The following is a 21,326-nucleotide window of genomic DNA, read 5'->3' on the forward strand; positions in this document are numbered from 1 at the left end:
CTTCCCTTCAGGTCAGCGGGCCGAAGGCCCGGTGAGTACCGGCGTGTCCGCGGAGCCGGCGGCGGCCCGCCCGGCGTCCGGCGCCGCCGGACTCTCCGCGAGGCCGAAGCGGCGGTGCAGTCTGCGCAGCGGCGCGGGGGCCCACCAGTTGACCGGGCCGAGCAGCCGCATGAAGGCGGGCAGCAGCAGTCCGCGCACCACGAAGGCGTCGATGAACAGGGCCAGGGTGAGACCCAGGGCGAACATCTTCTGGAACGCGATGGTGCTGGTGAACAGGCCCGCGACCGTGACCACACCCATCAGCGCCGCCGCCGCGGTGACCAGTCCGCCGGTGCGCTGCAAGCCGCCGGCGACCGCCGCGACGTCGTCCGCGCCCGCGTCGTGCGCCTCCTTGATCCGCGAGAGCATGAAGACCTCGTAGTCCATGGAGAGCCCGAAGAGCAGGCAGAACATCAGGATCGGCGCGACCGCCGTGAGCGCGCCGGTGGCGGTGAAGTCCAGCCATCCGGACAGGTGTCCGTCCTGGAAGACCCACACCATCGCGCCGAACGTCGCACTGAGGCTGAGCACATTGAGCACCAGAGCCTTCAGCGGCAGCACCACGCTTCCGGAGAACAGGAAGAGCAGCACGAACATCGCCACCGCCATGAAGCCGAGTACCAGCGGCAGATGGTCGCCGAGGGTCTTCTTGGTGTCGGCCAGGGCCGGACCCGCCCCGGTCAGCTTCACCTCCCAGGGCGCGCGCACCTCGCGGAGGTCCTCGACCAGTCGCTCACCGCGGTCCGAGTACGTCTCCACGTCGGGCACGACCCGCAGATACGTTCCCGCCGGCGAGGCCGTGGCCTGGGTGGCGGGTCCCGGCCCGGCGGCCAGGGCGCCGTTCTCGTACACACCGGCGTAGGAGCTCACGGAGGCCACTCCGTCGACCGAGGACAGCCGCTGCGCGTAGGCGCCGATCTGCTCCGACTTGGTCCGGCCGTCGCCGATGCCGGTGGCCACGACGGTGACGACATCCGCCTCGCGGGAGTCGAAATCGGTCCTGATCGCCTCGCCGACCTGGCGGCTCTCCGAGCTCTTGGGCAGCTGCCGGTCGTCCGGCAGACTGAACTTCACGCCGGTGAAGGGCGATCCGAGCGCGACGAGGACGACGACACCCACCGCGGCGATCGGCAGCGGGAAGCGCATCACGAACGTGGCGGTCCGGTGCCAGAAGCCCTGGCCGCCCGAAGCGGCGGCGCCGGCCGCCGCGGCAGGACGCCGGCGGCGGAACGGCTTGCGCACATCAAGGCTGTTGATCTTCGAGCCGAACAGGGCGAGCAGGGTGGGCACGACGATGACGGCGGCGAGCGCGGCGAACAGTGAGACGCCGATCCCGGCCACGGCGATGGACCGCAGGAAGTACAGCGGGAAGATCGCCAGGGCGGCCAGTGACAGCATCACCGTCAATGCCGAGAACATCACGGTCCGTCCGGCGGTCCGGACCGCGGCCACGATCGCCTCCGACCGCACGGCCTTGTCGGTGACATCACCGCCGCGGGCGGCGAGCTCCTCGCGGTAGCGGGAGACCACGAACAGGCTGTAGTCGATCGCCAGCCCGAGGCCGATGATCGTGGTGGCGTTGAGCGCGATCACCGACACGTCCATGAACTCGGCCATGACGCGCAGCATCAGCAGCACGCCGACCACCACGGGGATGGTCATGAGAATCGGCAGGAGGGCGGCCACCAGGCTGCCGAAGACCAGCATGAGGACCAGGAACAGCACCGGGAAGGCGATCTGCTCCATGGCCATCAGGTCTTCCTGGGCCGCCTTCTCGGTGTCGTGGGCCGCCGCGACGCTTCCGCCGAGCTTGACCTCCAGCCCGCCCTGCGAGCCGGCGAACTCCTTGCGCAGGCCGTCAATGCGCTTGGCGGCCTGCGTCTCGTCACCCGAGATATGGGCCAGCACCAGTGCCGTGCGCCCCTGGTCGTCCCGCAGGGACGGCTGCTTGCCGGAGGTCCAGTAGGACGTGACCTGCTCGATGCCGGGCTCGCGGGCCAGGCGCCCGGCCAGGTCGGTGCCGTCCCGGCGCACGCCCGGCTCGTCCACCGAGGCCTTCGCCTTCACCACCAGTACGAGGTTGGGGCCCCGCACGCCGAAGTCGTCGGCAAGGGCGTCCCGGGCCAGGCTGGATTCCGCGGACGGGTCCTCGAAACCACCGCCGGCCAGCTTGCTGACGACTCCGCCGCCCACGGCTCCGCTCAGTACGACGAAGCCGAGGATGGCGAGAAGAAATATCTTTGGTCGGGCCGTGATGGCCCTACCGATGCGCGCGAGCATGATGCTCCGTTCTGCTATCGGGGCCTGCGCCTTGTGGGGTCCGCCGGCGCTATCCGGCCTGTCCCTTGCGGTACTCGCGGTCGAGGCGGGTCAGCCGGACCGCTGTCCGGACGGAATGCACGAGCGTGCCGAGGGGGCCGGTGCCGGGCGGCGGGACGATGCCCATCTGGGTCAGCATCCCGGCGTAGTCGCCTTCCTGACGGAATTCGCGCATACGGCCCTGGTCGTCGTACTTCTCGATGATGATCTCGCCGATTTCCAGCGGACGCCCGGTGGGCGGAATCCCGAAGAGCGGGCCGAGGTGAGTGCCGCGGAATGTCACGTGCAGAACTGCCTCATTGCCGTCGATGAGAATGTCGTGCCATTCGATGTCGACATCGGGCTTCGCCGCGCGGACCAGATTCAGCGTGTCCAGGAACTCCTGGCCGCCACGCAGGACCGGACGACCGGGCAGATAGCACGTGTAGTCCGGTGAATACCAGGGAAGAGCCCTGGAGTTGTCGTCCGACCAGGACAGGTCGGAAACCATGAGAATGTGCTCGCGGGTCAGCTTGAACGCACCGTCCGGACCCGTCCCTGCGGCACTCGCGAACTGCTCGTCGACGGTCATCGGCCTGCCTTCTTCCCGCGCTGCTGGATCCGGTCCCTGGCCATCAGCGCGCCGAGCCGGCCGACGGTCTTGAAGGTGTGGGCGACGCTGCCGACCGGGCCGGCGTCCTCGGGAGGGGTGATGCCCAGCTGAGTGAGAACGCCCAGGTAGTCGGCCTGCTGCCACATCTCGGCGATCTGGTCGCCCTCGAACCGCAGGATCACGTGCTCGGTGAGCCGGGTGGGCAGTCCGGTGGGCGGGATGCCCATCAGCGCGCCCCGGTGATGACCCGTCAACTCGCCCCGCACGAAGACCTTGTCGCCTTCGGCGAGTACCTCGTGCGAACGGCGGGCCAGGTCGGGCAGTGCGGTGAACATCTGCCCGGCCAGGTCCTTCAGGCCCGGTATGCCGTAAATCAACGGCTGTCCAGGCAGCGGGACATGGGTCACCACGCGGGGGCTGAAATGCTCGTCTATGACACCGAGATCCCGCTTGTTCCACAGTTCGTCAAGGACCCGCGGCGCGAGCCTCTTGATGTCCGGCGCGACAGGCGCCGTCTTTCCTGGCATCGTCTCTCCCTCTCCTTACTCATCACTGCGCCCCTTCTCCGCATTCCGGGCCGCCGCGGCCAGCCAGTCATGACGGATCAGGCTGCTGAACGGTTCGATCAGCATCCAGTAGCGCCGGAAACGGCGAACTGATGCGGGGTCGGTCGCCTGGACCCTGGTTTCGGTGTGCAGGTGCGTCGCCTTGCCCTTGCCGGTGGCCGAGAAGGCCATGACGCCCTTGATGTGCCCCGGCTCGTCGAATTCCCGGAATTCCTCGGGACTCAGGCTGAGCCAGTTCTGACGAAGGGCCCACGGCTGGCCCACAAAACCGACGATCAGATCACCGTCCGGGTCGTCCTGGAGCGTGAACGCGCCCACTCCCTCGGTCAGCCCTTCGATGACGGGCGCGCTCTTGTCCAGGTACCGCTCGTCCTTGGGGGACGTGAGCCGGGCCGGAATGCTGCGCACGAAGATCAGCGGCCGGATGACGTACATGTCGCCGGGTACCACGTCGCGTACCGCCCGCGCCGCGACCGCCGGCTCTGCCCGCACGGTGCGCCCGTGGTGGGTGCGCCACTGGTACTGCGGCAGCCATGCGTCACAACTGGCCATCTTCGGATCGATCTTGCGGTCCTTCACCGCATCCGCCTCTCGTCGAGTGCCGGGTCCGGTCTGCAGCCCGGTCCCGGCGTTCACTCGTCAGAGATCCGCCGGCGCCCGCTCCGGATACACCCCGGCGGGATTCTCTTGGGCTTTCGGCCCGTCCCCGGCTCCCCGGCCGGGGAGGATCAGCGCGGCGGCCACGGCGCCGAGCGCGGTGGCCACCAGGCCCACGGTCAGTGCGTCGCCGAGGCCGCTGACGAAGGCCCGTTGAGCGGCGTCCAGCAGTTGCTCGCCCCGGGGGCCCGGGACCGCGGCGGCGGCGCTGGTGGCCGCGCCCAGGGAATCGCGGACGGCCTCTCCCGCGGCCGGCGGCAGGCCCTGGAGCGCCGGCAGCGCCTCGCGATAGGACGTGGTGAGCACGCTGCCGACGACGGCGATGCCCAGCGCGCCGCCGACCTGCATCGCCGTGTCGGTCACCGCCGATCCCGCCCCGGACTGCCCGGCCGGAGCCGCGGCGAGCATGGCGTCCGCGGACGCGGGCATCGCCAGGCCCATCCCCAGGCCGAACACCGCCAGGCTCAGCATGGCCCGGCCCTCGGAGGCGAGACCGGCTCCGGCCATGAGCACCAGGGCAGCGGTGATCAGCGCGAGTCCCGTCGTCACCACCGCCCGCAGACCGGCCCGGCGTACCAGGACGGCGCCGAGCGGCGCGGCGGGAATCATGGTGGCCACCGGCAGCAGCCGCAGCCCCGCCTCCAGCGGCTCGTACGCGAGGACGAACTGCAGATACTGCGTCAGCACGAACAGCGCGCCGAACATGCCGAAGGCGATCGCCGTGATGGCGGCGGCCGAGCCGCCGAACCGGGCATCGCCGAACAGCCGCGGCAGCAGCATCGGATGGGCGGCGCGGCGCTCCCAGGCCGCGAATCCGGCCAGCAGCCCGATGCCGGCCGCCACCAGAGCGAGGGTCACCGGGTCGCTCCAGCCGTTCCTGGGTGCCTCTACCAGGGCGTACACGAGGACGGCGAGACCGGCGACGGAGAGCAGCGCGCCGAAAAGGTCCAGGCCCGGATGACGGTCGTCCCTGGACTCCGGGATCAGCACCGCACCCGCCCAGATCGCCACCAGCACCACGGGGACGTTGACCAGGAAGACCGAGCCCCACCAGAAGTACTCCAGCAGGAAGCCGCCGACGACGGGGCCGAGCGGTACGCCGAGCGCCGCGGCCCCGGCCCAGATCCCGACGGCCTTGGCCTGCTCGTCGGCCGGGAACACGTGCTTGATGACCGACAGGGTGGCCGGCATGAGCAGCGCGGCCCCGACGCCCATCGCCGCCCGCGCCCCGATGAGCCCCGCCGGACCTTCCGCGAACGCCGCGGCGAAGGAACAGACGAGGAACAGCACCAGGCCGAGGAGCAGCAGGCGCTTGCGGCCGAATCGGTCCGCGAGACTGCCGGACAGCAGCAGCAGCCCGCCGAAGGCCAGGGTGTAGGAGTCGACGATCCACTGGAGTTCGCTGCCCGTCGCGTCCAGGCTCCGCTGGATGTGGGGCAGTGCCAGATTCAGGATCAGGTTGTCCAGGCCGATCAGGACGAGGCTGAGGCACAGCACGGCCAGGATCCGCCAGCGGTGCCGGTGGGCGTTCTCGCGGTCCATCGGATGTCTTCCCCCTCGTGAGTGGCGAGCGCCGGGCTGACGGCGCGGCACCCGGCGCGGTGGAGATCTGCCGCGCGCCGCCCGGGATACAGGCAGCCGACCCCCTCCCTAACCAGCGGTGACACCTGTTAACTTTGCTGAAGCCGCGTTAACAGAGCTGCTCGCTGACCACACCACGTCCGCACGGGACATGACGGCACAAAGGACACACAGAAGGCATGAGTCAGAAACAGGTGCCGCAACCGGGACACTCGCGGCGGGAGCGACAGCGGCGCGCGACCATGGACGAGATCAAGCAGGCGGCCCGCGGGCTCCTGGTCGACGAAGGCATCGCGAGCGTCACCATCCGCGCGATCTCGCGGGAGATGGGCATGACCGCGCCGGCCGTCTACCGCTACTTCGACAGCCATGAACGGCTGCTGCGCGCCATTCGCGCCGACATCTTCACCGAAGTCGCCGCGTATCTGCGGGACGCCTGCGACGCCCTGCCCGAGGAGGACGCGGCCCGGCGGCTGATCGCCGCCGCGCGGGCGCTGCGGCGCTGGGGGCTGGAACACCAGAGGGAGTTCGGGCTGCTCCTCGGCCCCAGCGCGCCCGGCGTGCTCGGCGGCAAGGAGTCCGACCTGGAGCAGGACGCGGGCTGGGTCTTCGGACTGGTCTTCGCCGGACTGATGACGGACCTGTGGCGGAGCCGCCGCTTCCCCGTCCCTCCGCCCGGGTCCCTCCCGCCCAGGCTGGCCGACCAGCTCAACCGGCTCCGGGTGAACCGCGATGTGGACCTGCCGGTGGAGGCCATTGCCGTGATGCTGCGGTGCTGGGTTCGGCTGTACGGACTGATCTGTATGGAGACCCTGGGGCATCTGCAGTTCGCGCTGGACGACGGCGGCCTCTTTTTCGAACGTGAACTGTCCGACGCCTGCGAAGTATTGGGCATCGACTACGTCCAGCCCTGATCACCCGGATGGGCTCGGCCGGAACCCCACCGGAGTAACAGGCAGTGAGCTTCGGGGGCGCGCATGCGCCTTCCCCGGAGACCACGTCGGCGCACACGTGTCCGAGATTTCACAGAGCCGGGGCAGCAAGACTCTGTTCAGAGAGGTTCCATGGCGCTTAACGTGCCTCAACCTCTCCACCCTCCGGAGCGCTTTCTCCGACTGACGTGAACTGACGTGAAAGGACTTCCATGCCCTCACGCCGTATAGCCGCGGCCACCGCAACCCTGGCGGCCGCTGCACTGGTCTCTCCGCTCCTGTTCGCCGGTCCGGCCACCGCCGGCAGTGCGACGGGATCAGGCCCCCACAAGGGTGACGCGCTGGCCCGGAAACTGGTCAAGGAGTCCACGGCCAAGGACGCCCACCGGCACCTCCAGGTGCTGCAGAAGATCGCCGACCGCTACGACGGCAACCGTGTCGCCGGCTCCCAGGGGCACGAGCGGTCCGCCCAGTACGTCGAGGCCCTGATGAAGCTGGCCGGCTACCAGGTCTCCAGACACGAGTTCGACTTCGTGTACGTCGAGACCATCGAGGAGAGCCTCAAGGTCGTCTCGCCCGCGCCGCGCGACGTGCCCGTCAAGCTCATGACGTACACCGCCAGTTCGCCCGCGGGCGGTGTCACCGCGCCGCTCGCCGTCGCCCCCGTGGACGCCGACGGCACGAACGGCTGCGAGGCCGGTGACTTCGCCTCCGGTGCCTTCACCGGGAAGATAGCCCTGATCAAGCGCGGCGGCTGCACCTTCGCCACCAAGCAGGCCAACGCCGCGGACGCGGGCGCGGTCGGCGCGGTGATCTACAACAACACCGCCGGCGACCTCAACGGCACCATCGGAGACCCCACCCTCGGCAAGGTCCCCACCGGCGGTATCACCCAGGCGAACGGCGAGGCACTCGCCGCCGACGCCGCCAAGGGCCCGGTGAGCGTCACGCTCGACATCCGTGAGCTGCGCGAGAACCGCACCACGTACAACGTCGTCGCGGAGACCCGCGGCGGGGACGCGGACAACACCGTGTTCCTCGGCGCCCACCTCGACTCGGTCGCCGCGGGCCCCGGTATCAACGACAACGGCTCCGGCTCGGCCGGCATCCTCCAGGTCGCCCTGGAGCTCGCCAAGACGCACGCCAAGCCCAAGAACAAGGTGAAGTTCGCCTGGTGGTCGGCCGAGGAGTTCGGCCTGCTCGGGTCCGAGGCGTATGTCGCCTCGCTCACCGAGGAGCAGAAGAAGCAGATCAAGCTCTACCTGAACTTCGACATGATCGCCTCGCCGAACGCCGGCTACTTCGTGTACGACGGCGACGACTCCGACGGGGTCGGCGCGGGTCCGGGTCCGGAGGGCTCCGCCCAGATCGAGAAGGGGATCAACGACTTCCTCGACTCCAAGAACATCCCGCACGAGGGCACGGACTTCACCGGCCGTTCCGACTACGGGCCGTTCATCGAGGTCGGTATCCCCTCCGGCGGCACCTTCACCGGCGCCGAGGGCATCAAGACCGCTGCCCAGGCGGCCAAGTTCGGCGGCACGGCGGGCGTCGCGTACGACCCGAACTACCACGCCGCCGGCGACGACATCAAGAACGTCGACATGAAGGCGTTCGACGTCAACATCGACATCATCGCCGACGCCGTGGGCCACTACGCCCACGACCTCGCCCCGCTGTCCGCCCCGGTCGAGTCGGTCCCGACCGGCGGCGACGCGGGCAGCGGCGGCGGCCTGCACGACGGCCACGGGCACGACGTGACCGAGTAGCCCATCACGCAGCGGGGCCCCGGCCGTGGGATGGAATTCCACCCCACGGCCGGGGCCGACGCGCGTACGGTCAGGCCGAGCCCCGCTTGCCGGCCGGCTTCTTCGCGGTCGATTTCGCCGCGGTCGATTTCGTCGTGGACTTCGCCGTCTTCGAGGCGGTCTTCCCGTCGGACGTGGACTTCGCCGCCGCCTTCTTCGCGCCCGTCTTCTTCGCCGTGGTCTTCCCGGCCGCCGACTTCTTCGCCGTCGACTTCTTGCCGCCCACCGCCTTCGGCACCGCCGCGGCCGACTTCTTCGCCGTCCTGCGGATGGGCGTCACCTCCGCGGGCTCGCCCGCGTCCTCCCCGCGTGCCCCCTGGGCCGCCCGGACGCTCTTCTCCAGGGCCGCCATCAGGTCGAGCACCTTGCCCTCACCCTCCACCGCCGGGGCCGGTTCGGGCAGCTCGCCGGACGCCTTCGCGGCGATGAGCTCCTCGACCGCCGCACGGTAGTCGTCGTGCAGGGAGTCCATGTCGACCTTGCCCAGGGTGTTCATCAGGGCGTCCGCGAGGTCGAGTTCGGCGTCCCGTACGGCGACATCCTTCTCCGGCGCGATGCCCTCGGGCTCGCGGATCTCGTCCGGCCAGAGCAGTCCGTGCATCGTGATCACGTCATCGACCACACGCAGCATGCCGAGGCGTTCCCGGCCACGCAGCGCGAACTTGGCGATGGCGACCTTCTCGCTGCGCCGGAGCGCTTCCCGCAGGAGCGTGTACGGCTTGGCGGCCGGCGCCCCGTCGGCCGCCAGGTAGTAGGCCGTGTCCATCTGGAGCGGGTCGATCTCCGCGGCCGGGACGAAGGAGACGATCTCGATCGTCTTGGCCGTCGGAAGCGGCAGCGAGGCGAGGTCCTCGTCGGTGATCGGGATGAGCGTCCCGTCCGCGTCCTCGTACCCCTTGCCGATCTCGGCGGTGGTCACCTCGTGCTCGTCGAGCTCGCACACCTTGCGGTAGCGGATCCGGCTGCCGTCGGTCGTGTGGACCTGGCGGAAGGAGATCGAGTGGTTCTCGGTGGCGTTCAACAGCTTGACCTGGATGCTGACCAGGCCGAACGAGACGGACCCGTTCCAGATGGATCGCATGTTTCCTCCCTTCCGCTGCGGTTCATCCTGCTTTGAGACGATACGTGGGATTCTCATCGTATGACGCCGATCACAGAGGTGGAGGGGCGGCGCCTGGCGCTGAGCAATCTGGACAAGATCATCTATCCGGAGAGCGGGTTCACCAAGGGCGAGGTGCTCCACTACTACGCGACGGTCGCCGGGGCGCTGCTGCCGCATCTCCGCAACCGGCCGGTGTCCTTCCTGCGCTATCCGGACGGTGTGGAGGGCCAGAAGTTCTTCACCAAGAATCCGCCCCCGGGCACCCCCTCCTGGGTGACGGTCGCGAGCGTGCCGCGCTCCGACGCGCCGGGCGCCGAGCAGGTCGTGGTGCAGGACATGGCGTCGCTGGTCTGGGCGTCGAACCTGGTGGTGGAGTTCCACACGCCCCAGTGGCAGGCGGACGCGCCCGCCGTCGCCGACCGCCTGATCCTCGATCTCGACCCCGGGGAACCGGCCACCGTGGTGGAGTGCTGCGCGGTCGCGGTGTGGCTGCGCGAGCGGATGGCGGCCGACGGGCTCCACGCGTACGCGAAGACCTCCGGGTCCAAGGGGCTGCACCTGGTGGTGCCGGTGGAGCCGACGCCGTCGGAGCGGGTGTCCGCGTACGCGAAGGGGCTCGCCCAGGAGGCCGAACGCGAGCTGGCCGGGCTGGTGCTGCACAAGATGGCCCGGGTGCTGCGCCCGGGCAAGGTGTTCGTCGACTTCAGCCAGAACGCCGCCGCGAAGACCACCGCCACGCCCTACACCCTGCGGGCCCGCCCCGCGCCGGCGGTGTCCGCCCCGGTCACCTGGGAGGAGGTCGGGGCGTGCCGGGAGCCGGGGCAGCTGGTCTTCCTCGCGAACGACATCGCGGACCGGCTGGAGCGGTACGGCGACCTGCTCGCCCCGCTCATCGACGGCGACGACGCCGGGCCCCTGCCATGAGCGCGCTGGAGCCTCCGCTGCGGCCACCGGTCGACGTCATGCGCCCCCGGCCGGCGGACGAGATCCCCGAGCAAGACAGCACGCCTGAGGGCTTTCAGTACTCCCTAAAGCTCGATGGGTTCCGCGCCCTCGCCTTCATCCTCGAGGGCGGAAGGGTCTTCTTGCAGTCACGCTCACGAAGGGACCTCTCCAGAGAATTCCCCGAGATTGCCGCATACCTGCGAGAGAACTTGCCGCCGGGAATCGTGCTGGACGGTGAATTGTGCGCCTACCGAGAGGGGCGATTGAGCTTCACCGACTTGCTCCGGTCCCACAGTGATCGCGAGCGGCTGGGAGTCCCCGTGTCCTACATCGCGTTCGACATCCTCGCTGTGCCAGGCCGGGATGTCAGGGCCCTGCCCCTGAGGGAGCGTTGGGAGCTGCTCGGAGCCGCGTTGCAAGACGTCGGTCCACCCCTCCAGCGTGTGCTGGCAACGCTGGACGAGGAAACCGCCCATGTCTGGTTTCGCGACATGAGAGCCGTGGGCGTCGAAGGGATCGTGGCGAAAACGCTGAGCTCGCCCTATCGGGCAGGAGGAACCTGGGCCTGGAGGAAGATCCGGCATTCCGATACGCGGGATGGCGCGCTCCTCGGCGTTTTCGGCCCGGTGGAGCGACCGCAGGCACTTCTTGTTCAGCTTCCCGATGATCGAACCGTGAAGACGTCGCCTCGCTTGACCCCGACGCAGTCACGGCAGGTGGGCGAGCTGGTACGCGATCGCTTGGGAAAGCTGACGGACCACCCGGACCACGGGCCGGTGCGCATGCTCACCGAGCCTCTCCTCGTTGAACTGCGCCAGGCGGCCGGACGCCACGAGACCGCCCGTTTCGTGCGCGTACGGGCCGATGGGTGAGCATCGGCCCGTCAGCAACACCCGCGGGCGTTGAGCCGGGCGGCCTGGCGCGTCAGGTGGTCGCGCTCGGCGAGGTTGGGTGCCTTCTGGGCCGCCTCGGCGTACAGCCGTGCCGCCGTCGCCAGGTCGCCGTCGCGCTCGTGGAGGTACGCCGCCACGGCGGCGTGGCGGGGCAGGGAGTGGTCCAGCGCCGCGAGCGCCGCCAGGCCCGCGCGCGGTCCGTCGGCTTCGCCGACGGCCACCGCGCGGTTGAGCCGGACGACCGGGCTGTCGGTCAGGCGCGCGAGCTCGTCGTACCACTCGACGATCTGCACCCAGTCGGTCTCCTCGGCGGTGCGCGCGTCGGCGTGGAGTGCCGCGATGGCGGCCTGGGCCTGGAACTCACCCAGCCGGTCACGGGCGAGGGCCGCCTGCAGGATCTCGACGCCCTCGGCGATCGACTCGGTGTCCCACCGGCCGCGGTCCTGCTCGGCGAGTGGCACCAGGCTGCCGTCGGGCGCGGTCCGGGCGGCGCGCCGGGCGTGGTGGAGCAGCATGAGGGCGAGCAGCCCCGCCACCTCGGGGTGGTCGATCGCGGCCGCGAGCTGCCGGGTGAGCCGGATGGCCTCGGCGGCGAGGTCGATGTCGCCTGAGTAGCCCTCGTTGAAGACCAGGTAGAGGACGCGCAGCACGGTGGCGACGTCGCCGGGCTGGTCGAACCGCACGCCGGAGACGGTGCGCTTGGCCCGGCTGATCCTCTGCGCCATGGTCGCCTCGGGCACCAGATATGCCTGGGCGATCTGGCGGGTGGTCAGCCCGCCGACGGCGCGCAGCGTGAGCGCGACCGCGGACGACGGCGTCAGCGATGGGTGGGCGCACAGGAAGTAGAGCTGGAGCGTGTCGTCCACCGCGGGCCCGGGCCCGGGCGCCGGCTCCTCGTCGACGAGGTCCTCACGCCGGCGGCGGGCGGCGTCCGCGCGGGTCGCGTCGAGGAACTTGCGCCAGGCCACGGTGACCAGCCAGCCCTTCGGGTCCCGCGGAGGGTCGGCCGGCCAGACGCGGACCGCCTCGACCAGCGCGTCCTGCACGGCGTCCTCGGCCGCCGCGAAGTCGGCTCCGCGGCGGACGAGGATGGCGAGCACGCTCGGTGTGAGGCTCCGGAGCAGGGCCTCGTTCATTGATGAGGTCACTCCGTGATGGTGGGCGGAGCGGCCAGGAACGGGCGCACCTCGAGCCACTCGTGGATCGGCTTCCCGCCCGCCCCGGGGGCGGCCGACAGCTCCCCGGCCAGCTCGACGGCGCGCTCGTAGTTGTCGACGTCGATCACCATCCAGCCGGCGATGAGGTCCTTGGTCTCGGCGAACGGGCCGTCGGTGACCGGCGGGCGCCCCTCCCCGTCGTACCGGACCCACGTCCCCTCGGGGGCGAGCGCCTGACCGTCGACGAACTCGCCGGTCTTCTCGAGCCGGGCCGCGAAGTCGTTCATGTACTGCACGTGGGCCGAGATCTCCTCCGGTGTCCACTGACCCATGGGCACGTCGTTGACCGGAGCCGGGGCGCCGCGGTAGTGCTTCAGCAGCAGGTACTTGGCCATCGTGGTTCTCCTCGGTGCTGTGCGACCCATTGTGGTCGCGTTCAAGGCTGGGACGGAGCCAGTCACGGGTTCTCGACATCGCCGCCCGAGTTTTTTTGGTTACGACACCCCGGTGGTCTCCAGCCCGCTGGCCCCGGACGTCCGCAACGAGGCGGGCGCGGCGCTCGCCGGCCGGCCGGCCCACCGGCGAGGCCGGGGCCTGACCCCGGCGCGGCAGTCATGACACGCTGGGGAGTAGCCGCTGGTCGAGCGCCGGCCGGCCACCGAACCGGGAGGGACCGGAGCATGATCGTACTTTTCGGCACCAAGACGTACCTGCACCAGCTGGCCGTACTGACGCTGGTCTGCGGCAGCTGCGGCAATCCGGCCGCGCACACCCTCAGGAAGCGCGTCACCAAGTTCACGCTGTTCTTCGTACCCCTGTTCCCCGTCTCCACCAAGTACCGGACGCAGTGCACCTTCTGCGGTCTGGAGCAGCAGGTGACGCAGGAGCAGGCCGAGCAGCTCGTGGCGCAGAGCGACGGCGGCAGCCAGGCACCGGCCCCGCAGCAGGGTGGCATGCGGCAGCAGAATCCCTACCAGCACTGAGCGGCACACTATGACATAAAGGGACATAAGCTTCGGCTGCTTGCTACGTTGCGGGAATGACCGCAACGACGGCGGATGCTCCCCCGCCCGGCGTACGCCTGCCCAGCAAACGTCGGGGCGTCGAACTGTGCCTCCTCCTGGGCGCCGTCCTCATCTCCGTCTACGGCTACGTCGACGTCGGCCTCACCCGGCAGGGCCACATCCCGGCGGACGCGCTGCGCTACGGCGCGGGCCTCGGCGCGCTCGCGCTCCTCGCCCACCTCGCCGTGCGCCTGCGCGCCCCCTACGCCGACCCGCTCCTGCTCCCCATCGCCGTCCTGCTCAACGGGCTCGGCCTGGTCCTCATCTACCGGCTCGACCTGGAGACCCCGCTGGAGCGGGCGGCCCCGGCGCAGCTGGTGTGGTCCACCCTGGGAGTCGCGCTCTTCATCGCCTGCGTGGTGCTGCTGCGCGACCACCGGATCCTTCAGCGGTACGCCTATCTGTCGGTCGCCGCCGCACTCGCCCTGATGATCCTGCCGATCCTCTTCCCGGCCGTGAACGGCGCCAGGATCTGGATCCGGATCGGCGGACTCTCCTTCCAGCCTGGTGAGTTCGCGAAGATGCTCCTCGCCGTCTTCTTCGCCGCCTACCTCGCGGCCAACCGGGAAGCCCTCGCGTGCACCGGCCGCAGGTTCTGGAAGCTCCAGCTCCCCGCCGGCCGGGTGTTCGGCCCGATCGTGGCGGTCTGGCTGATCAGCGTGGTCGTCCTGGTGCTGGAACGGGACCTCGGCACCTCGCTGCTGTTCTTCGGACTCTTCGTGATCATGCTGTACGTCGCCACCGGCCGGACCGGCTGGATCGCCGTGGGCCTGCTGCTCGCCGCCTCCGGGGCCATGGCCGTCGGCTCGCTCGAACCCCACGTCCACGAGCGGGTCCAGGACTGGCTGTACCCCTTCGCGTCCATCGACGCGGGCGAGGGCCCCGAGCAGCTCGCCCAGTCCCTCTTCGCCTTCGCCGAGGGAGAGATTCTCGGCACCGGCCTCGGCGCCGGTCACTCCATCCTCATCGGCTTCGCGGCCAAGTCGGACTTCATCCTGGCCACCGCGGGCGAGGAGCTGGGCTTCGTCGGGCTGACCGCCATCTTCCTGCTGTACGCACTGCTGGTGGACCGGGGCTACCGGGCCGGCCTGCTGCTGCGCGACCCGTTCGGACAACTGCTCGCCGTCGGCTTCGCCTCGATCCTCGCCCTCCAGGTCTTCGTGATCGCGGGCGGGGTGATGGGGCTGATCCCGCTCACCGGCATGGCGATGCCGTTCCTGGCGCAGGGCGGCTCGTCCGTCGTCACGAACTGGATCATCGTGGCGCTGCTGATCCGGGCCAGCCACTCGGCGCGGCGGCCGGCGCCCGAGCCGGTCGAGACCGGGATCCTCGCACCGGCCGTGGAGTGTGTCCGATGACTCGCTGTATCCGGCGCACGGTGCTGTTCTCCCTGGTGCTGCTCGTCGCCCTGCTGGTCAACACCGCCCGGGTGCAGGTAGTCCAGGCCGACAGGCTCTCCGACACCCCGGCCAACCGCCGCCACAGCATCGCCCGTTACGCCCAGGTGCGCGGCGACATCCTCGTCGACGGAAAGCCGGTCACCGGCTCCCGGGACAGCGGGGAACATCTGCGGTACGAGCGGTCGTACCTCGACGGGCCGCTGTACGCGCCGGTGACCGGCTACGCCTCGCAGCTGTACGGCACCAGCTTCATCGAGCACACCGAGGACGCCATCCTCTCGGGCAGCCACCGCGCGCTCACGCCACTGTGGAGCGGCCTCACCCGGGGCCGGCTGCGCGGCGGCCACGTCGCGACCACCATCCGGGCGTCGATGCAGCGCGCCGCCTACACCGGGCTGGCCGGACGACGAGGCGCGGTCGCCGCCCTCGAACCCGCCACCGGCCGGATCCTGGCGCTGGTCAGCAGCCCCTCGTACAATCCGCAGCTGCTCTCCGGCAACAGCGCCGCGGTCACCGAGGAGTGGCGGCGGCTCAACTCCGATCCCAGCCGGCCGATGCTGAACCGGGCGATCCGGGAGACGTACCCGCCGGGCTCCACGTTCAAGATCGTCACTGCCGCGGCGGCTCTCGACACGGGCACGGTCCGCGACGCCGACGCACCCACCCGGACCCCCGATCCCTTCCTGCTGCCCGGCACCAGCACGGTCCTGCCCAACGCTGCGCCGGGGTGCGAGAACGCCTCCCTCGCCTACGCGGTCCAGTACTCCTGCAACACCGTGATGGCCGGCCTCGCGGTGAAGGTGGGTCTGCGGAAGATGGGGAAAACAGCACGGAACTTCGGCTTCAACGACGGCGGGCTGCGGATGCCGTTCACCATGTCCCGGAGCAACTTCGACACCGACATGAGCCTGGACCAGCTGGCGCTGTCCTCGATCGGCCAGTTCAACACGAGGGCCACGCCACTGCAGATGGCCATGGTCGCCACGGCGGTGGCCGGCGACGGCGCGATCAAGGCCCCCCGTCTGGTGGACCGGACGACGGACGCGGCCGGCCACCCGGTCTCCCGGTCCACAACGGAACCGCTGTACCGGGCGATGAGCTCGGCCACCGCCCGCAAGCTCCGCCGGATGATGGTCAGGGTCGTCGAGGAGGGCTCGGGACACCACGCCGCGATCCGGGGCGCGCAGGTCGGGGGCAAGACGGGTACGGCCCAGCACGGACTGGGCAACGCCGGTACGCCGTACGCCTGGTTCATCTCCTGGGCGAAGGCCCACGACTCCCCGGCGCCGGCGGTGGCGGTCGCGGTGGTGGTCGAGGACGCGGCCGCGGCCCGGCAGGACATCAGCGGCGGCAGCAGCGCCGCACCGATCGCCCGGGCGGTGATGGCGGCGGCACTCGTGGACGGGCACGACAAGTGAGCGCCGGCTGAGGTTATGGTGCGGCCATGACGGATAACGCTGCGTACGAACTCGCCCAGGTGAACATATCCCGTCTCCGATTCCCTCTGGACTCCCCCGAGTTGAAGGACTTCGTCGACGCCCTCGACCCGGTCAACGCGGTGGCGGACCAGGCCGAGGGGTTCATCTGGCGACTGCAGAGCGAGGGGGGCAACGCGACCGACGTGCCGGTGTTCGGAGACTCCTGGATGATCGTGAACCTGACTGTCTGGCGCGATACGAACGCGCTGACCGCGTTCATGTACCAGGGGCAGCACCGGGAACTGCTGGGCCGCCGCAACGAGTGGTTCGAGCGGGTGAAGGAGGCCATGACCGCGCTGTGGTGGGTCGAGGCGGGCCACCGCCCGACGGTGGCGGAGGCCGAGAAGCGGCTGCTGCATCTGCGTGAACACGGCCCGACGCCGCACGCGTTCACCCTGCGGACCAGCTTCCCGGCCGGCCCGCCGGACGGGGAGTGATCAGCTGGGCTTGGGTCCCGCGCCCTCGGCAGGGGCTGCCTTGCGCCGAGGCCGGTTGATGGCGGTGAGGTCGATGTCGACGGGGAACGGGAGATCCAGCTTGAGCTGCTTGTGGTGGACACCTGCGTCCGCGTACGTGTGGGTGGCGGGGTCGAGCTCGTAGACGCATACGACAGGGAGCCCGTCGCTGTCCTCAACGCGCCAGAAGTGCCGGATTCCCGCCCTGGCGTACTTGCGGGGCTTGACCTCGCGGTCACGTTCCACGGAGTCGTTGGAGACGATCTCGACGGCCAGAAGGATGTCGTCGGGGTCGTACCAGGTCTGCCGCGGGCCGGTACGGGCAGTGTGCGGCACCACCATGAGGTCAGGCTCCGGCCGGTCCCGTCTGGCCAGCTTGGTGGTCATCTCGCGGACGACGTAGAGGTCCTCCGGCGCTTGGTCCAGCAAGGCGTTCTCCAGCAGGCGCAGGGTGGCCATGTGGAAGTGGGTCTGCGGACTCTTGAAGACGAGGCTCCCGTCGATCAGCTCCGTGTGCGGAGGCAGGTTGGGAAGCCTGTCGAGGTCGTCGGCCGTCCAGCCGTCGGCCGGCGGGCGGGCCCACTCGTACTGGTCGTCCAGCCCGTACTCGCGAGCGGCGCTCATGATTGCTCCCATGCGGCGGAGTCTGCCTGGCACAGCCAGCGTACCCACCGGGAACTCCGGATCGCCCCTCCGTCGGGTGAACCGCGCTCCGGTGCTGACCAGTGCGGCGGGCGCCCCTCAGCGCCCGGCAGCGGCTCGGGCCCAGGTCTCGCCCATCGGAGGTCAGCCAGAGAGTTGACCGCCCTCCTCGATCGCGGCCTCCACCTCCGCGACGCGCGCCCGCTCCTCCGCCGCGAAGCGCTCCTTGTCCAGCTGTTCCGCGATCTCCTCGTCCTGCGTCATCAGCAGATCGAGGCTGGAGTCCCCCATCTCGAACACGCCCATGTCCAGATACGCCTTCTGCAGCCGCTCGCCCCACAGCCCGATGTCCTTCACGCACGGGACGATGCGGCTGAAGAGCAGCTTGCGGAAGAGGTGCAGGAACTCCGACTGCTCCGAGAGCTCCTCGGCCTCCTTCCGGCCGATGCCGAAGTTCTCCAGCACCTCCACCCCGCGCAGCCGGTCGCGCATCAGGTAGCAGCCCTCGATGACGAACTCCTCGCGCTCGCGCAACTCGGCGTCGGTGAGCTGCTTGTAGTAGTCGCGCAGCGCCATCCGCCCGAAGGCGACGTGCCGGGCCTCGTCCTGCATGACGTACGCCAGGATCTGTTTGGGCAGCGGCTTGTCGGTGGTGTCACGGATCATGCCGAAGGCGGCGAGTGCGAGGCCCTCGATCAGGACCTGCATACCGAGGTACGGCATGTCCCAGCGCGAGTCGCGCAGGGTGTCGCCCAGCAGCCCCTGGAGGTTGTCGTTGATCGGGTAGAGCATCCCGACCTTCTCGTGCAGGAAGCGGCCGTAGATCTCGGCATGCCGGGCCTCGTCCATGGTCTGGGTGGCCGAGTAGAACTTCGCGTCCAGGTCGGGTACGGACTCGACGATCCGCGCCGCGCACACCATCGCGCCCTGCTCGCCGTGCAGGAACTGGCTGAACTGCCAGGAGGTGTAGTGCCGGCGCAGCTCGCCCTTGTCCTTCTCGGTCATCTTGGCCCAGTGCCGGGTGCCGTAGAGGTTCAGTGCCTCGTCGGGGGTGCCGAGCGGGTCGTACGGATCGACCTCCAGGTCCCAGTCGATGCGCGTGGCGCCGTCCCACTGCTTGTCCTTTCCCTTCTGGTAGAGGGCGAGGAGACGGTCTCGGCCGTCGTCGTAGTCCCAGCTGAAGCGGGCCGCGCCGGAGGCCGGGACCTCCCAGCGCGGGTCCCCCGGGTCGTTCACGTACAGCTCGCGCGTCGACACTGCCGTCTCCTTCGCCTCACGGACTGCCGTACAGGACTGGATGGTTGGCAGGTTCACACGTTGGTAGACGCGTAGTCAACAAGTCGCGCACAGGGGATTGACGCCCTTGCTGACAAGCAGTCTCATAAGTGCTGACCCCCGGTAACCCATTGCTCGAGGTGCCCGCAGACATGACGACCGTGACCGACCGCACCGTGCCCGACCACCGCGCGCTCAGGGACGCGCTCGGCCTGCTCAAGGACCGCGAGCAGGTCGCCGAGCGGCTGCTCGAGTCCTCCGCCAAGCACTCCTTCGACCCGGACACCGAACTCGACTGGGACGCCCCGGTCGAGAAGGGCAAGTGGTTCTGGCCGCCGGAGCTGGTCTCCCTCTACGACACCCCGCTGTGGCGGAAGATGTCCGAGGAGCAGCGGATGGAACTGGCCCGGCACGAAGCGGCCTCGCTCGCCTCGCTCGGCATCTGGTTCGAGATCATCCTGATGCAGCTGCTGGTCCGCCACATCTACGACAAGTCGCTGACCAGCAACCACGTCCGCTACGCCCTCACCGAGATCGCCGACGAGTGCCGGCACTCGATGATGTTCGCCCGCATGATCCAGAAGGGCGGCGCCCCGGCGTACCCGGTCTCGAAGCTCAACCACAACCTCGCCCGCGTCCTGAAGACCGTCTCGACCACCCCGGGCTCCTTCGCCTGCACACTCCTCGGCGAGGAGATCCTCGACTGGATGCAGCGGCTCACCTTCCCGGACGAGCGCGTCCAGACCCTGGTGCGCGGGGTGACGCGTATCCACGTGGTGGAGGAGGCGCGGCACGTCCGGTACGCACGCGAGGAGCTGCGGCGCCAGATGGTCACCGCGCCGCGCTGGGAGCAGGAGCTGACCCGGATCAGCTCGGGCGAGGCGGCCCGGGTGTTCTCGGTCGCCTTCGTCAACCCGCAGGTCTACACGAACGTCGGCCTGGACCGGCGCGAGGCGGTCGCCCAGGTCAAGGAGAGCGGCCACCGCCGGGAGATCATGCAGACGGGCGCGAAGCGGCTCACCGATTTCCTCGATGACATCGGCGTGATGCGCGGGGTGGGCCGCAGGCTGTGGAAGAGCTCGGGACTCCTCGCGTGACCCCGGCCGGCGCGCCGCCGACGACATCGCCACGCGGCGGCAGCCGCATATCGGCACAGTATGCGCGGGGTGGGCCGCAGGCTGTGGAAGAGCTCGGGACTCCTCGCGTGACCCCGCTCGGCGGGGCGTGGGCCGCAGGCCGCAGCCGTCCTCCGGGCTGCGGGCCCGGCCGGTGAAGTGTGCGGTTACGCTGCCGGGCATGACCCCGACGACTCCGGCGGCCACCCGCGCGTACCGACGGCTCAGTGTTGAGGAGCGGCGCGTCCAGCTCCTCGACGCCGCTCTCTCGCTCTTCGCGCACCGTGCCCCGGAGGAGGTCTCCTTCGACGACGTCGCCGAGGCGGCGGGGGTGTCGCGGCCGCTGGTCTACCGGTACTTCCCCGGCGGGAAGCAGCAGTTGTACGAGTCCGCGCTGCGCTCCGCCGCCGACGAGCTGGAGCTGTGCTTCGCCGAGCCGCAGACCGGTCCGCTGACCCAGCGGCTGTGCCGCGCGCTGGACCGCTATCTCGCGTTCGTCGACCAGCACGACGCCGGGTTCAGCGCGCTGCTCCAGGGCGGCAGCGTCGCCGAGACCTCTCGTACCACCGCCATCGTCGACGAGGTGCGCAGGACCGCCGCCGACCAGATCCTGGTGCACCTCGCCGTCCCGGAGCCCGGTGTCAGGCTGCGGATGATGGTCCGCACCTGGATCACCGCCGTCGAGGCCGCGTCGCTCATCTGGCTGGACGAGGAGAAGCAGCCACCGGTCGGTGAGCTGCGGGACTGGCTGGTCGACCATTTCGTCGCCCTGCTGACGGCGACCGCCGCCACCGACCCGCAGACCGCGGCGGCGGCACGGGCCGCGCTCGCGCTGGAGACCGCCGACGGCCCGGTGGGGGTGCTGGCCCGCCGGGTGCTCCCCGTCCTGGGCGACGCCGCCCACCTGCTGTGAGACTGGTGGGGTGAGAAGCGAGAACACGCCCTTCGTGGGCGGCCCCCTGGACGGCCGGGTCCTGCCGGTACTGGTCGGCCCGACCGGGCACCCGCCGAAGGTGTACGAGGTGCCGGTGCCGGACGCCGGGGGCGGCCCGCCGACCGTGCTCGTGTACCACCGAGTACCCGCCGGGCACACCAGGCGGCTCGGACTGCAGACCGGCTGGAAGTACGAGTACGACCCGGCCGGGAAGCGGCCCGGCGGCCTCAAATGGCCCTGGTCGAAGCGCTCGTAACACCCCCCGGCCGACGAGTGGCCGACGGGGCGGCGGGCGCTAGGTGTTCTGTCCTGGGAGGTTGTGGACGGGTGAGCCAGGTCTCGGCTGAGGGATCTTGAACAGGTGAGGGCCTT

The 21,326-nt window shown here is 70.1% G+C and carries 21 protein-coding genes; 11 read left to right on the plus strand and 10 right to left on the minus strand.

Translation table 11 applies throughout. From position 1 onward, the window contains the following. Positions 1-12: 12 nt before the first annotated feature. From ACWV17_RS26620 to ACWV17_RS26640, 5 genes are read right to left on the minus strand one after another with little or no spacing between them, the layout of a single operon-like run. Positions 13-2,319, minus strand: a complete 2,307-nt coding sequence (locus ACWV17_RS26620; RefSeq protein ID WP_455361669.1) for an MMPL family transporter — start codon at positions 2,317-2,319, stop codon at positions 13-15. Positions 2,320-2,368: 49 nt separating this feature from the next. After that, positions 2,369-2,929, minus strand: coding sequence for an ester cyclase (locus ACWV17_RS26625; protein ID WP_455354099.1), 561 nt, complete (start codon positions 2,927-2,929; stop codon positions 2,369-2,371). Continuing rightward, entirely contained in the window at positions 2,926-3,477 is a 552-nt protein-coding gene (locus tag ACWV17_RS26630; protein ID WP_455361670.1) for an ester cyclase, read from the minus strand. Before ACWV17_RS26630 ends, ACWV17_RS26625 begins: the two co-directional genes overlap by 4 nt. A gap of 15 nt (positions 3,478-3,492) precedes the next feature. Beyond that, complete coding sequence (locus tag ACWV17_RS26635; RefSeq protein WP_455361671.1) at positions 3,493-4,095, minus strand: hypothetical protein; 603 nt, start codon at positions 4,093-4,095, stop codon at positions 3,493-3,495. 60 nt (positions 4,096-4,155) lie between these two features. Beyond that, a complete protein-coding gene (locus ACWV17_RS26640; protein WP_455361672.1) occupies positions 4,156-5,715 on the minus strand; it encodes an MFS transporter in 1,560 nt (519 codons plus the stop codon). 218 nt (positions 5,716-5,933) lie between these two features. Here ACWV17_RS26640 and ACWV17_RS26645 point away from each other — a divergent pair, with 218 nt between their 5' ends. Both ACWV17_RS26645 and ACWV17_RS26650 read left to right on the plus strand, forming a co-directional pair. Then, positions 5,934-6,668: a TetR/AcrR family transcriptional regulator gene (locus ACWV17_RS26645; RefSeq protein ID WP_455361673.1), complete on the plus strand. Its 735-nt coding sequence runs from the start codon at positions 5,934-5,936 to the stop codon at positions 6,666-6,668. A 230-nt stretch (positions 6,669-6,898) separates the two neighbouring features. Continuing rightward, on the plus strand, positions 6,899-8,455 hold the full coding sequence (locus ACWV17_RS26650; RefSeq protein ID WP_455361674.1) for a M28 family metallopeptidase: 1,557 nt from the start codon (positions 6,899-6,901) through the stop codon (positions 8,453-8,455). A 70-nt stretch (positions 8,456-8,525) separates the two neighbouring features. On the opposite strand, the gene ku is transcribed toward ACWV17_RS26650, so the two are convergent. Then, positions 8,526-9,575 carry a non-homologous end joining protein Ku gene (ku, locus tag ACWV17_RS26655; RefSeq protein ID WP_455361675.1) on the minus strand — a complete coding sequence of 350 codons (1,050 nt, stop codon included), beginning with the start codon at positions 9,573-9,575 and terminating at the stop codon, positions 8,526-8,528. Positions 9,576-9,635: 60 nt separating this feature from the next. Between ku and ligD the strand changes: the two genes are divergently transcribed. Further along, complete coding sequence (ligD, locus tag ACWV17_RS26660; RefSeq protein WP_455361676.1) at positions 9,636-10,520, plus strand: non-homologous end-joining DNA ligase; 885 nt, start codon at positions 9,636-9,638, stop codon at positions 10,518-10,520. Continuing rightward, positions 10,517-11,413 (plus strand): ATP-dependent DNA ligase, encoded by an 897-nt coding sequence (locus tag ACWV17_RS26665; RefSeq protein ID WP_455361677.1) that lies wholly within the window; start codon positions 10,517-10,519, stop codon positions 11,411-11,413. The genes ligD and ACWV17_RS26665 overlap by 4 nt, the downstream gene beginning before the upstream one ends. A gap of 11 nt (positions 11,414-11,424) precedes the next feature. On the opposite strand, the gene ACWV17_RS26670 is transcribed toward ACWV17_RS26665, so the two are convergent. Beyond that, positions 11,425-12,570 (minus strand): RNA polymerase sigma factor, encoded by a 1,146-nt coding sequence (locus tag ACWV17_RS26670; RefSeq protein ID WP_455361688.1) that lies wholly within the window; start codon positions 12,568-12,570, stop codon positions 11,425-11,427. Between the two features lie 8 nt (positions 12,571-12,578). Then, entirely contained in the window at positions 12,579-12,986 is a 408-nt protein-coding gene (locus ACWV17_RS26675) for a YciI family protein (RefSeq protein WP_455361678.1), read from the minus strand. A gap of 288 nt (positions 12,987-13,274) precedes the next feature. On the opposite strand from ACWV17_RS26675, the gene ACWV17_RS26680 reads away from it, so the two are divergent. Genes ACWV17_RS26680 through ACWV17_RS26695 form a run of 4 tightly spaced genes read left to right on the plus strand, consistent with a single transcriptional unit; the run spans position 13,275 to position 16,970 of the window. Continuing rightward, positions 13,275-13,574 carry a zinc-ribbon domain-containing protein gene (locus ACWV17_RS26680; protein WP_455354213.1) on the plus strand — a complete coding sequence of 100 codons (300 nt, stop codon included), beginning with the start codon at positions 13,275-13,277 and terminating at the stop codon, positions 13,572-13,574. A gap of 56 nt (positions 13,575-13,630) precedes the next feature. Further along, a complete protein-coding gene (locus tag ACWV17_RS26685) occupies positions 13,631-15,013 on the plus strand; it encodes an FtsW/RodA/SpoVE family cell cycle protein (RefSeq protein WP_455361679.1) in 1,383 nt (460 codons plus the stop codon). Next, positions 15,010-16,473, plus strand: coding sequence for a penicillin-binding transpeptidase domain-containing protein (locus ACWV17_RS26690; RefSeq protein ID WP_455361680.1), 1,464 nt, complete (start codon positions 15,010-15,012; stop codon positions 16,471-16,473). Before ACWV17_RS26685 ends, ACWV17_RS26690 begins: the two co-directional genes overlap by 4 nt. Positions 16,474-16,499: 26 nt before the next feature. Beyond that, positions 16,500-16,970, plus strand: a complete 471-nt coding sequence (locus ACWV17_RS26695) for a DUF3291 domain-containing protein (RefSeq protein WP_455361681.1) — start codon at positions 16,500-16,502, stop codon at positions 16,968-16,970. On the opposite strand, the gene ACWV17_RS26700 is transcribed toward ACWV17_RS26695, so the two are convergent. Both ACWV17_RS26700 and ACWV17_RS26705 read right to left on the minus strand, forming a co-directional pair. Further along, positions 16,971-17,612: a Uma2 family endonuclease gene (locus ACWV17_RS26700; RefSeq protein WP_455361682.1), complete on the minus strand. Its 642-nt coding sequence runs from the start codon at positions 17,610-17,612 to the stop codon at positions 16,971-16,973. A 162-nt stretch (positions 17,613-17,774) separates the two neighbouring features. Next, entirely contained in the window at positions 17,775-18,887 is a 1,113-nt protein-coding gene (locus tag ACWV17_RS26705; RefSeq protein ID WP_455361683.1) for a ferritin-like domain-containing protein, read from the minus strand. A gap of 170 nt (positions 18,888-19,057) precedes the next feature. Here ACWV17_RS26705 and ACWV17_RS26710 point away from each other — a divergent pair, with 170 nt between their 5' ends. The 3 genes from ACWV17_RS26710 to ACWV17_RS26720 all read left to right on the plus strand — a co-directional run bounded on the left by ACWV17_RS26710 (position 19,058) and on the right by ACWV17_RS26720 (position 21,210). Beyond that, positions 19,058-20,002, plus strand: a complete 945-nt coding sequence (locus ACWV17_RS26710; RefSeq protein ID WP_455361684.1) for an AurF N-oxygenase family protein — start codon at positions 19,058-19,060, stop codon at positions 20,000-20,002. A gap of 199 nt (positions 20,003-20,201) precedes the next feature. Further along, on the plus strand, positions 20,202-20,933 hold the full coding sequence (locus tag ACWV17_RS26715; protein WP_455361685.1) for a TetR/AcrR family transcriptional regulator: 732 nt from the start codon (positions 20,202-20,204) through the stop codon (positions 20,931-20,933). Between the two features lie 10 nt (positions 20,934-20,943). Continuing rightward, positions 20,944-21,210, plus strand: coding sequence for a hypothetical protein (locus ACWV17_RS26720; RefSeq protein WP_455354082.1), 267 nt, complete (start codon positions 20,944-20,946; stop codon positions 21,208-21,210). The last annotated feature ends 116 nt before the right edge of the window (positions 21,211-21,326 follow it).

This window comes from Streptomyces mabaensis (assembly GCF_053763515.1).